This window comes from Endozoicomonas sp. SESOKO2, from assembly GCF_024606245.1.
Classification (GTDB): domain Bacteria; phylum Pseudomonadota; class Gammaproteobacteria; order Pseudomonadales; family Endozoicomonadaceae; genus Endozoicomonas_A.
The window spans coordinates 1-12,399 of sequence record NZ_JAHHPQ010000178.1 but is presented as its reverse complement, the minus strand read 5'-3'; the positions used below and the strand labels follow the sequence as shown (position 1 = coordinate 12,399).

Sequence of the window (12,399 nt, the reverse complement as noted above, 5' to 3'; positions counted from 1 at the left end):
TTTTGAGGTGTGCCTCGGTGACCAAGTATGGAGCAGAGTGAATGACAGGCAATCGTCTTGAGCAAGAAATTAATTTGAGTGTTTGCTCAAGAATAGTCAGTTGGATAACATTGATTCTGTTACTGACCGGATGTGCCCATGATCCTTCCTCAGTTCAGGTTAGAGAGCTCAGGCTGCCACCAAAAGTAAGCAGTGGCAGTCATATAGTCCGTGACGGTGAGACCCTTTTTTCTATAGCTTGGCTTTATAGTAGAGATTTCATAGAGTTAGCTGCTATCAATGGAATACGCCAACCTTATACTATCTTTCCGGGTCAACATGTTAACTTGACTCCCTCAAGTTATGTATCCCGTTCTTCGAGTCCTGTAAGAAAGAGCACCACAACCTCATCAAAGTCTTATGTGGTTAAAAAAAAACCAGTGAAAACAGCTGATAAAACAGAACGATTATCCAACATTTCAAGCTGGCACTGGCCGGCCAATGGAAAAGTGGTGCGTATGTACAACAACGGCAATGGGCTGAATAAAGGGATTGATATCAGAGGCAAATTGGGAGAGCCTGTAAGTGCAGCAGCCACAGGCGAGGTCGTGTATGCTGGCAGTGAACTCGCTGGTTATGGCAAGCTGATTATTATGAAACATAACAACAGCTATCTGAGCGCTTACGCTCACAATAAGGAGTTGCTTGTGCGTGAAGGAGACTCAGTTAAAGCAGGCCAGAAGATAGCCGAAATAGGTTCTACAGGAACGACAGAGCCTAAGCTGCATTTTGAAATTCGGCATAATGGCAAACCGGTCGACCCAATGCGATTCCTGCCTGAACGCTGATTTCAATATGTGGTGTCGGTAGAGGGATCTCACGGGTGTCGGCTCAACCCTCAGTTGGTTGTTCGACAGACAGTGGGGCTTTCGGATAGGACTGACTCTTATGGCAGCAAAGAGGGATGACTCAGAGCAAAGTAGTTTTGCCGAGGATTTTACCCAGGGAAAGAGTGAAATTGATAACGTGCTGGATTCTGATCTTAATGAAAACGAAGAAGTTGAAGAGAAAGAACCTGCACCGCAGACGTTTACACCCAGTGCGTCAGATTACAGTAGAGCCCGTCGCGATGATGATGGCTTCTATAAGTCTATCGATGCCACTCAGCTCTACCTCAACGAGATTGGCTTTTCACCTCTGTTGACACCAGAGGAAGAAGTGCATTATGCGCGTCTTGCCCGTCGAGGCGTTGAGGCGGGTCGGCGTCGTATGATTGAAAGTAACTTGCGTCTGGTCGTCAAGATATCCAGGCGATATGTCAATCGTGGTCTGACACTTCTGGATCTGATTGAAGAGGGAAATCTGGGTCTCATCAGGGCGGTTGAAAAATTCGATCCTGAGCGCGGATTCCGTTTTTCAACATACGCTACCTGGTGGATTCGTCAGACCATTGAGCGAGCCATTATGAATCAGACACGTACCATTCGTCTTCCGATTCATGTGGTTAAAGAACTCAATGTTTACCTCCGGGCGGCTCGTGAACTGACTCAGAAGCTAGATCATGATCCAACCCCGGAGGAAATCGCTCATCTGCTGGATAAGCCGGTTGATGATGTTAAAAGAATGTTGGGGCTTAATGAGCGTGTCACTTCAGTTGACACGCCTTTGGGCCCGGATTCTGATAAGTCCATCCTTGATACTATTTCTGATGAGAAGGAGTCTGATCCGGCAGAACTGCTTCAGGATCTTGATCTCAACGACAGTTTGGACAAGTGGCTGGGTGAACTTTCTGAAAAGCAGCGTGAGGTGGTGGCCAGAAGGTTTGGTCTAAGGGGCTATGAAACCAGCACCCTTGAAGAAGTGGGCAAGGAGATTGGGCTGACAAGAGAGAGGGTCAGGCAAATACAGGTCGAGGCTCTAAAGCGCTTGCGCTCTATCCTTGAGAAACAGGGGTTGTCTGGAGAATCCCTGTTCAGTTGATAGCATTGTCTTGGCAATAAAAAAGCCATGATCTCGGGGTCATGGCTTTTTGTTTGGGGAAGAGTTGGTGCTCGAACCATTGAAAGCAGTTATCAAGACATTTCTGCATAGCTCTTAGCCCCCGGATATCGGGCGCTCTCAGCGTTCCAGATGCTCGAGCTTGCCTTTCACACCATCCCATTTTTCAGCATCAGGGAGTGCGTCTGTTTTTTCTGTAATGTTATCCCAGACGTCAGCGAGTACAGCATTGAGTTCAATAAACTCCTGCTGATCTTCCGGTACCTCATCCTCGGAGAAGATCGCATTGGCTGGACACTCAGGCTCACAGAGGGCACAGTCGATACATTCGTCCGGGTGGATAACCAGAAAGTTGGGCCCTTCGTAAAAGCAATCTACGGGACACACTTCCACGCAATCGGTGTATTTGCACTTGATGCAGTTTTCACCCACTACGAAAGTCATGATGGTTACACTCCGTTTGTTCAGGCTGATGGTAAGTCAGTCAAAATACATTTATGAAATGTCACCATCAGGAATGACATTTCTAATCGCATATCCCTTACTGGTTTGGCACACGGCTCAACCAGTTGAGGCGTAAAGTCTACCAGCATTGTTTATAAGGTAGTAGTTCAAGCGGTTATGAGCATAGTCAGTTTTTTGAAGTCAGTGACTTAAGATCGTATAGCAACCCGAGAGCTTGCCGGGGGGACAGGTTGTCAGGGTTAAGTTCCTTGAGTGCTTCGACGGCCGGATGTGGCTGAGAAGCTGTGAACATATCTGCCTGAACCGGGTTCTGTTTACAAACCGTTTTGGCCTGCCTTGAAGTTTGTGGCACAGTCTGAGCCGACGAGCCTTCTTCTAATTGGTGCAGTCTGGAGCGTGCCTGAGTGACTACATTTCTCGGGACGCCTGCTAGTTGAGCCACCTGTAAACCGTAACTCTGACTGGCAGGGCCATCCTGAACTGAGTGCAAAAATACAATTTTTTCGTCGTGTTCTGTGGCATTCAGGTGAACGTTGACAACTGAGTTGCACTCGTCTGGCAAATGAGTCAGCTCAAAATAGTGAGTGGCGAACAGGGTGAATGCCTTAACAGTATCTGCCAGGTGATGAGCACAAGCCCAGGCCAGGGATAAACCATCGAAGGTGCTGGTTCCCCGACCTACTTCATCCATCAAAACCAGGCTGCTTGCTGTGGCGTTATGAAGAATATTGGCTGTCTCAGTCATTTCCACCATAAACGTGGATCGTCCACCGGCCAGGTCATCGGATGAACCTATTCGGGTGAATATTCTATCTACCAGACCAATTTTTGCGTGACTGGCAGGAACAAAGCTTCCTACGTGAGCTAATAAAACGATTAATGCCGTTTGTCTCATATAGGTCGATTTACCACCCATGTTTGGACCGGTGATGACTAGCATTCTCCTGGTGGCATGGAATTCTATATTGTTGGCCACAAAGGGTTCTGTCAGCACCTGTTCGACAACCGGGTGGCGACCATCCTCAATATGGATGCCAGGATCCGAACTCAGTTCAGGTTTGCAGAAGTTCAGAGCCTCAGCTCTTTCTGACAGGTTGTTCAGAACATCCAGTTCGGAGGTGCTCATGGCCGTTTCCTGAAGAGGGCCCAGAGCTTCCAAAAGCTCGTCCATTAATTCGTCATACAGTGCTTTTTCTCTTGAAAGCGCTCTGCTTTTGCTTGATAGAGCCTTATCTTCGAACTCTTTTAATTCCGGTGTGATGAATCGTTCAGTATTTTTCAGTGTCTGGCGACGTATGTAGTCTACAGGGGCGTCTTCAGATTCTCTTCGGCTGAGCTCAATGTAATAGCCGTGAACCCTGTTAAAGCCAACTTTCAGACTGGGTAGTCCTGTCCTCTCTTTCTCTCTTTTTTCCAGTTCAACAAGATAATCGCCAGCGTTCTGACTGAGAGCACGAAACTCATCCAGCTCTTTGTCAAAGCCTTCCGCAATGACTCCACCGTCTCTGATGATGACAGGGGGGTTCTCGACGATAGACCGGCTCAGCAGATTAGCAACCTGAGGATGCTCGCCGATGGCTTCAGCCAGTTTATGAATGTCCTCATTATCAATCGTTCTGAGAATGATTTGTAGTTCAGGTAGCTGATTCAGGGCGTCTCTCAAGCGAGCCAGGTCTCTTGGACGAGCTGATTTTAACGCTACTCTGGCAAGAATGCGTTCAATATCGCCAACGCCGCGAAGCAAGGGTTGAATCTGCTCGAAGTAATAGCCCGATTTTATTGTTGAGATAATAGATTGGCGTTTTTGCAGCTTATGAGCGTTTCTAAGGGGGCGGTTCAGCCATCTTGAGAGCAATCGACTACCCATAGCGGTCGCTGTTTTATCAAGTACTGACAAAAGGGTGTGATCTCGACCACCATTGAGGTTCTGGCTTAATTCCAGGTTTTTTCTGCTGGCTGCGTCAAGGACTACGCTTTCTTCGCGAAGTTCCCGCTGTATGCTTCGAATGTGGGGCAGGGCGGTTCTCTGTGTTTCCTTGGCGTATTGTAGAAGGCAGCCTGCCGCCCCAAGGCCGATAGTCAACGATTCACAGTCGAATCCTTGCAGGTTTTTAGTTTGGAACTGGCGGGTTAATCCTTCATAGGCGCTGTCACGATCAAAGTCCCAGGGGGGGCGTTTGGTCGTTCCCGGGCGCTCAATAACCTGGGCCGGCCATTCAAAGCTGTCATTGATGAGAATTTCGGCGGGGTTGATACGCTCAACTTCTGCCATCAGGGCTTCTTCGCTCGCGACTTCTACTGCTGTAAATTGACCACTGCTGATATCCAGAGAGGCTATTCCATATTGATCTTCTGATCGGCTTAAAGCGGTCAGAAGGTTGTCCTGCTGTTCGTCCAGAAGTGCTTCGTCGCTCACTGTGCCGGGGGTCAGGATTCGAACTACTTTTCTTTCAACGGGGCCTTTTGTTGTGGCCGGGTCGCCAACTTGCTCGCAAATGGCGACAGAGACGCGAAGTCTGACCAGACGAGCCAAGTAACCTTCAACTGCATGGTAAGGGATACCTGACATGGGAATGGGCTCACCGGCAGACTGTCCCCGGGTTGTCAGTGTTATATCTAATAACTCGGCAGCCTTGCGGGCATCGTCATAGAACAGCTCGTAAAAATCACCCATGCGATAAAATACCAGATGTTCCGGGTGTTGCTGTTTGATACGCAGATATTGCTGCATCATCGGTGTATGCTGACTTAGGGTGTCTTTGCGCGGGCTCATAGATGAGGGTAAGCCTTGAATTCAGGTTGTTAATAAACAATCCATCATTTTACTATGAAAAGCTGGCTGTTTTCATGAGAACAATGGTTTATCTTTAGCCATTGGCAGCTATGGGCTGTTGAATGTATATCTAACTTTGATCAAAAGGCTTTTTCTCATATCAGCCAGAGGCGAGATTAATGTCCGGAGATTTTAACAAAAAGCTGGAACTGCTGGCCGGAAAGCTTCATGCCGCAAAATTGAAAGTGGCTGCTGCTGAATCTTGTACGGGTGGCTGGCTCAGTCAGGCTTTTACGTCTGTTGACGGCAGCTCATGCTGGTTTGAAGGCGCCATTGTCAGCTACTCCAATAACATGAAGCACAAGTTTTTGGGTGTTCCTGTTGCATTGATTGATCGTTACGGTGCTGTCAGTCAACCTGTAGTGGAAAGCATGGCGTTAGGTGCGGTCAAGCGCCTTTCTGTGCCTTTGAGTGTCTCCATTTCAGGAGTTGCTGGTCCAGAAGGTGGAACCGATGACAAGCCGGTGGGTACTGTATGGATTGGTTGGTGTTTTGATGATCAGGTGACGACCGAGGTTTTTCACTTTTCCGGTAATAGAGAGCAGGTGAGAAGACAAGCCGTTGAGACTGCTCTTGATGGTCTGATTAAATTGGTGGATGCAATTTCCAGATAAATGCTGGACAAATATACAGATAGTGTTTAAATATACAGTATCTGAGGTTTTTAACATTTAAAGAATAGTAGCCAGCACACATAAGGTGGATTTGAATAATGGATGAGAATAGAAAGAAAGCACTGGCGGCGGCTCTGGGCCAGATTGACCGACAGTTTGGTAAAGGAACGGTCATGCGCATGGGTGAACAGAAGCAGGAAGCCATTCCAGCTATCTCTACAGGTTCACTGCAACTCGATATTGCATTGGGCATAGGTGGTTTGCCAAAGGGGCGTGTGGTTGAGATTTTTGGTCCTGAATCTTCTGGTAAGACCACTCTGACACTCAGTGTGATTGCAGAAGCTCAGAAGCAGGGGGCTACCTGTGCTTTTGTGGATGCGGAGCACGCTCTGGATCCTCAGTACGCTGGTAAGCTGGGTGTTGATGTTGATGACCTCTACGTTTCGCAGCCCGATACCGGAGAGCAGGCGTTGGAAATTACGGATATGCTGGTTCGCTCCGGTGCGGTTGATGTTATCGTTGTCGACTCCGTTGCAGCCTTAGTTCCTAAAGCTGAAATCGAAGGGGATATGGGAGACTCCCACGTCGGCCTTCAGGCTCGTTTGATGTCCCAGGCCCTGCGAAAAATCACTGGTTCTATCAAGCAGGCAAATTGTCTGGTCATTTTCATCAACCAGATTCGTATGAAAATCGGCGTGATGTTTGGTAATCCCGAGACTACCACGGGTGGAAATGCTCTCAAGTTCTACTCTTCTGTCCGTCTGGATATTCGCAGAACCGGTGCAGTGAAGCAGGGTGATGAAATCATCGGTAATGAAACCCGGGTTAAAGTGGTCAAGAACAAGGTTTCTCCTCCTTTCCGTCAGGCTGAGTTCCAGATTCTCTATGGTCAGGGCATTTACCACATGGGTGAAGTGATTGATCTGGGCGTTAAACAGAAGCTGGTTGAGAAGTCTGGTGCCTGGTACTCCTATAAAGGTACGAAAATTGGTCAGGGTAAGGCCAATGCGGCGCAATATCTGAACGACAACCCAAAGATTGCTGAAGAGATAGAAATGCAGATTCGAGCTGAATTGTTGGGCAGTGGTGAGCCTGGGTCAGAAACCTCCGCAAAAACAGACACAAAACTTCAGGATGAACTTCTAACAGAATAAGTTTTGGAAGCTCTGACAAAGGTATTCGACGTGCTGGCCGGGGGATTTGCTGACACGTCGCGAACATAGCTTTCATGAGTTTCAGGTAAAGCTCGATTCGTTACCCGGATTTTGACGTGTTTCTACCATTTGAGAACTTAAAAGAGGAAGGTCTCTAAAGTGATGGGAGCCTTATTGAGGTTTGTGTTCGTTCAAAAACTGAAAAAAGAAGTGATTCTGTCAGAATGTGCTCTGATTCGCGCAGGAAAAGACTGGCTGATGAAGTGACCTCATCTTTCAGTGTATGAAGACGGCGGCTGGAGATGGTCAGATCCCGCAGGCGCAGTGAGTTTCACGACAGCCTGTATCGTAGTGTCAGAGACAGGTCTAAACAATATCAGTTTACGGCGCATTGAGTGTTTGTCGTTCGTGAGATTTCCAACTTTCTAACGCACTGATCTGCAATGCTAACTCTAACCCATTCGAACAACATTTGACTTAAACAGAGCCTGCATGGCTGTTTTTCTTTCCCTTCTATATAATGATCGTTTTTTATAGATTGCTATTTAATCTCCCGTTTGGAAGACCTGTATGACTCGTGTGAACTATATGAAAAGTGCTGAGATTCGCTCTGCTTTTCTTGAATACTTCAGAGAAAATGGGCATGAAGTTGTACCCAGTAGCTCTCTGGTGCCTCACGACGATCCAACCCTGCTGTTTGCCAATGCAGGTATGAACCAGTTCAAGGAAACATTCCTTGGCAGGGAGCAGCGAACTTATAGACGAGCAACGTCATCCCAGAAGTGTGTTCGCGCTGGTGGTAAGCACAATGACCTGGAAAATGTAGGCTATACCGCTCGTCACCACACCTTTTTTGAAATGCTGGGTAACTTCAGTTTTGGCGACTATTTCAAGCATGACGCCATTCGGTTTGCCTGGACTTTTCTGACTGAAAAACTGCAACTGCCCATTGAGCGTCTCTGCGTTACGGTTTATGAGTCAGACGGTGAAGCTTATAACATCTGGCTGAATGAAATTGGTGTTGCCGCTGAAAATATCATTCGTATTGGCGACAACAAGGGAGCTCCATACGCTTCTGACAATTTCTGGCAGATGGGAGATACCGGTCCTTGCGGACCTTGCACTGAAATTTTTTATGATCACGGTGATCATATCTGGGGTGGTCGGCCCGGAACTCCGGAAGAGGATGGCGATCGTTTTATTGAAATCTGGAACATCGTCTTCATGCAGTACAACCGTCAGCTGGATGGAGTGATGAAGCCTTTGCCAAAGCCCTCGGTGGATACGGGTATGGGACTGGAAAGGATTTCCGCCATTATGCAAGGCGGGCACAGTAACTATGATATCGATATTTTCCAAAATCTGCTGAATGATGCTTCCGCAATTCTGGGTGGTGTACCGACAACAGAGGCTTCGCTGCGCGTTATCGCCGATCATATCCGCTCAAGCTCATTTATCATTTCTGATGGTATTATGCCGTCTAACGAAAGTCGCGGATACACACTCAGACGTATCATCCGTCGTGCATGTCGTCACGGACACAAATTGGGGGCTACTGAGTCGTTCTTCTATAAGTTGGTGGTTTCCCTGGTGCGTGAGATGGGTGATGCTTATCCGGATCTCGCTAAAAACCGTGCTCAGATAGAAAGAATCTTGCTGCAAGAAGAAGAACAGTTCACCAAAACGCTTGACAAGGGAATGAAATTGCTGGAAGAAAGGCTGGAAGGTCTAGAGGGCAGTGTTATCCCGGGTGATGTTGTATTCACCCTTTACGATACTTACGGTTTTCCTGTCGATCTGACTAATGACATTGCCAGAGAACGTGAGCTGTTGGTAGATGAAGAAGGTTTTAGGAAGTTGCTTGAGGTTCAGCGTGAAAGGGCCCGTGCAGCCAGCAAATTTGGTGTCAATTACAGTGAGCAGTTGGTCATTGAGGGGGCTACCAATTTCACGGGTTACGAAAATCTTCAGGACGCGGCTGAAGTCACAGCTCTGTTTGTTGATGGGCAGTCGGTTGATTTTGTCTCTGAAGGTCAAGAAGCAACGGTCGTTCTGCAGTCAACACCTTTTTATGCAGAGTCTGGTGGTCAGGTGGGCGATACCGGCTTGCTCAGTTTTGAGGGTGGCCAAGTCAAGGTATTGGATACTCAAAAACAGGGCGACAGTCATCTTCATATTTCGGAAGTATCTCAGGGTAAATTAAAGGTTGGTGATACTGTCACTGCCTACGTCGATGCTGAAGCCCGCAGGGCTACGGAGTTGAACCACTCTGCTACTCACTTGCTTCACGCTGCACTGCGTAAGGTTCTGGGTGAGCATGTTACTCAAAAGGGCTCTCTGGTAGATCAAGACAAACTTCGTTTTGATTTTTCTCATTTTGAAATGGTCAGGCCTGAAGCCCTCCGGGCTATAGAGAGGCTGGTTAATCAGCAAATTCGTAATAACAATGAGGTTAAAACTGAGTTGTTGGATATGAAAGCTGCTAAGGCTAAAGGCGCAATGGCTTTGTTTGGCGAGAAGTACGGTGAGGAGGTTCGCGTTCTTTCCATGGGCTCTGAAGGCTTTTCTGTTGAGCTCTGCGGAGGTACGCACGTTAATCGTACGGGCGATATCGGTTCATTCAGAATTGTTTCTGAATCCGGGATTGCAGCGGGTGTGAGACGCATTGAGGCTGTCACAGGCATAGCTGCGGTTGATTACCAGGAGAAGCTGGAAGATACCCTGAAATCGGTCGCAAGTCTGGTAAAAGGTTCTCAGGATAATGTGCAAGACAAAGTATCTTCAATTCTCGATAGGAATAAGGAGCTTGAGAAAGAGCTTCATAGACTTCAACAGAGGCTGGCTTCTGCTGGCAGTGCCGATCTCCTGTCCAGGGCTGTTGATGTCAATGGTGTAAAGGTGCTGGTTACAGAGCTTGAGGGAGTCGATCCTAAGTCTTTGCGAGACATGGTGGATCAGCTGAAAGGTAAGCTCCAGACCGGTATTGTATTTCTGACTGTGCCTGGTCACGCTAAATTTCCTCTGGTAGCGGGAGTCACCAAAGATCTTACTGGCAAAGTGAAAGCAGGTGATTTGTTGAAAATGGTTGCCGATCAGGTTGATGGTCGTGGTGGCGGTCGTCCGGATTTTGCCCAGGGTGGTGGTTCAGATGCTTCCAAAATCAAGGAAGCGCTTGAATCTATTGCCCCATGGTTGCAAGAGCGTCTGTAATGTGATTCGTTAATTCGATCAACTTAATCCTCATTAAAAACGAGCCATCGGGCTCGTTTTTAATGAGGTGTGCTTTTTTTAACAAAGCTATTCGTGTTACATTCCGGGGTCGGCTGATTGACGTAGAACGATATAAACATGGCGCTGTTAGTACAAAAATTTGGCGGCACCTCTGTCGGGAACTTGGATCGCATCCAGGGAGTTGCCGACAAGGTGAAGAGGTTCAGAGATCAGGGACATAATGTTGTTGTCGTTGTCTCAGCGATGAGTGGTGAGACCAACCGGCTGACTGATCTTGCATCTAATATTCAAAAACAACCCACACCCAGAGAGATGGATGTCCTGCTTTCTACCGGTGAGCAGGTCACAATAGCCCTTCTGGCAATGGCTCTCAACGAGCGTAACTGTCCGGCCCACTCTTACACTGGAAGTCAGGTTTCCATTGTTACGGATCAGGCTCACACTAAAGCTCGCATACAGCATATTGATACAGAGAAGATGCGGGCATCTCTTAATCGGGGGCGCGTTGTAATTGTGGCTGGCTTTCAGGGGCGTGATGCTGAAGGCAATATTACAACCCTTGGAAGAGGGGGGTCTGACACCACGGCCGTTGCTCTGGCTGCTGCTCTTGAAGCGGACGAGTGTCAGATCTATACAGATGTCGACGGCGTTTACACGACCGATCCACGTGTTGTGGAGGGGGCAAGGCGACTGGACAAGATTACTTTTGAAGAGATGCTGGAAATGGCCAGTTTGGGTTCAAAAGTATTGCAGATTCGGGCGGTTGAATTCGCTGGAAAATATAATGTCAAATTGAGGGTGCTGCATTCCATGCAAGAAGGCCCCGGAACTCTTATTACGATCGACGACGAGGATGTAGCTATGGAATCACCGGTGGTATCTGGTATTGCCTTTAACAGGGATGAAGCGAAAGTCACTATTAAAGGTGTGCCTGACATTCCAGGTGTTGCATCCCGGATATTGGGTCCTGTCAGTCAGGCCAATATTGAGGTGGATATGATTGTTCAGAATGTGTCTGACGATCGTACTACTGATTTTACCTTTACCGTTCACCGTAATGATTATCAGAACACTCTTGATGTCTGTGCGAAAGTCTGTGATGAGTTGGGTGCACGCGAGTATGACGGTGATGAAAAGATCGCAAAAGTATCTATCGTCGGTGTGGGTATGAGATCTCATGCGGGCGTTGCCACCCGGATGTTTGAGGCTCTCGCAGCTGAAGGCATCAATATCCAGATCATTTCAACTTCTGAAATCAAGGTTTCCGTTATTATTGCAGAGAAGTATCTTGAGCTTGCTGTAAGGGCTCTTCACTCTGTATTTGAACTGGATAGGGAACCTGTTGAGAGTAGTGAAGTCTAAGGCTGGGTAGGTTGTCTTGAAAAGGGAGTGGCTCAGTTTTGATCTGCTCAACCCAAATAGTTCTGTGGCTTGTTTGATCAACAATCGGCAGGAATATCGAACAAATACACCGTCATTCCCGTCAGGCATGGATTCTTCAACTAGAATGTTCTGTGCCTGTTAAAAACTTACAAAACGTGATTTTTTTGATGACTACATTTCTCTGCTAGTAAAAATACGCATGGAAATGTTGGGTTCGGTGGCTAGACTCTGTTGACTGAGAGTTTCTCAAGCATGAAACGGTGATCTGGCAGTATCTGCTTTGCTGAGAACTTAAGCACTCCCGGATTTGGGGCTAAGGTCAATCAACAAAAGCATCGCCGTGCTCAGGATTGACGGTCGTTGACTTACAGAGATGTAAATAAGGAGATTGTAATGCTGATTCTGACTCGCCGCGTTGGAGAGACCTTGATGGTCGGGGATGAGGTCACTGTCACTGTACTGGGTGTAAAAGGTAACCAGGTGCGTATTGGAGTCAATGCGCCAAAAGAAGTTGCCGTTCATCGTGAAGAGATCTACCAGAGAATTCAGAAAGAAAAAGAGCACGGGGGTGTTCCATCCGTCTCTGAGCCGTACTGAGTGTCTGGTTATAACACCGAATTCAGTGAAAAAATACCCGGCTAACCGTTCGGGTATTTTTTTATCTGTGGGAAATGCTTCGATTGAAAAATGCTAATGTGTTTGCTGACGAGATAAAAAACTTTCTGGTCTATATATAAAACCT

The 12,399-nt window shown here is 47.4% G+C and carries 9 protein-coding genes and 1 pseudogene; 8 read left to right on the top strand and 2 right to left on the bottom strand.

Annotated features, from left to right (window positions below; translation table 11 throughout):
- Positions 1-41: 41 nt before the first annotated feature.
- The 3 genes and pseudogenes from KDK17_RS19470 to rpoS form a co-directional block, all read left to right on the top strand.
- Positions 42-314, top strand: a pseudogene (locus KDK17_RS19470) (LysM peptidoglycan-binding domain-containing protein); the annotation flags it as partial.
- A gap of 105 nt (positions 315-419) precedes the next feature.
- Entirely contained in the window at positions 420-827 is a 408-nt protein-coding gene (locus KDK17_RS19465) for a peptidoglycan DD-metalloendopeptidase family protein (protein ID WP_257253791.1), read from the top strand.
- A 100-nt stretch (positions 828-927) separates the two neighbouring features.
- The gene (rpoS, locus tag KDK17_RS04340) at positions 928-1,959 is read left to right on the top strand and encodes an RNA polymerase sigma factor RpoS (RefSeq protein WP_257253789.1); all 1,032 of its coding nucleotides are present in this window, start codon (positions 928-930) and stop codon (positions 1,957-1,959) included.
- 138 nt (positions 1,960-2,097) lie between these two features.
- Here the strand turns inward: rpoS and fdxA are convergent, their stop codons facing one another.
- Both fdxA and mutS read right to left on the bottom strand, forming a co-directional pair.
- Entirely contained in the window at positions 2,098-2,421 is a 324-nt protein-coding gene (fdxA, locus tag KDK17_RS04335) for a ferredoxin FdxA (protein ID WP_257281113.1), read from the bottom strand.
- A 187-nt stretch (positions 2,422-2,608) separates the two neighbouring features.
- Entirely contained in the window at positions 2,609-5,215 is a 2,607-nt protein-coding gene (gene mutS, locus KDK17_RS04330) for a DNA mismatch repair protein MutS (RefSeq protein ID WP_257253786.1), read from the bottom strand.
- A 179-nt stretch (positions 5,216-5,394) separates the two neighbouring features.
- On the opposite strand from mutS, the gene KDK17_RS04325 reads away from it, so the two are divergent.
- The 5 genes from KDK17_RS04325 (at position 5,395) to csrA (ending at position 12,254) form a co-directional block, all read left to right on the top strand.
- Positions 5,395-5,889: a CinA family protein gene (locus KDK17_RS04325; RefSeq protein ID WP_257281112.1), complete on the top strand. Its 495-nt coding sequence runs from the start codon at positions 5,395-5,397 to the stop codon at positions 5,887-5,889.
- Between the two features lie 98 nt (positions 5,890-5,987).
- Positions 5,988-7,043 carry a recombinase RecA gene (gene recA, locus KDK17_RS04320; RefSeq protein WP_257287435.1) on the top strand — a complete coding sequence of 352 codons (1,056 nt, stop codon included), beginning with the start codon at positions 5,988-5,990 and terminating at the stop codon, positions 7,041-7,043.
- 588 nt (positions 7,044-7,631) lie between these two features.
- Positions 7,632-10,253 carry an alanine--tRNA ligase gene (gene alaS, locus KDK17_RS04315; RefSeq protein ID WP_257281155.1) on the top strand — a complete coding sequence of 874 codons (2,622 nt, stop codon included), beginning with the start codon at positions 7,632-7,634 and terminating at the stop codon, positions 10,251-10,253.
- Positions 10,254-10,391: 138 nt separating this feature from the next.
- Positions 10,392-11,636, top strand: coding sequence for an aspartate kinase (locus KDK17_RS04310; protein WP_257281111.1), 1,245 nt, complete (start codon positions 10,392-10,394; stop codon positions 11,634-11,636).
- Between the two features lie 414 nt (positions 11,637-12,050).
- Positions 12,051-12,254 (top strand): carbon storage regulator CsrA, encoded by a 204-nt coding sequence (gene csrA, locus KDK17_RS04305; protein WP_257281110.1) that lies wholly within the window; start codon positions 12,051-12,053, stop codon positions 12,252-12,254.
- The last annotated feature ends 145 nt before the right edge of the window (positions 12,255-12,399 follow it).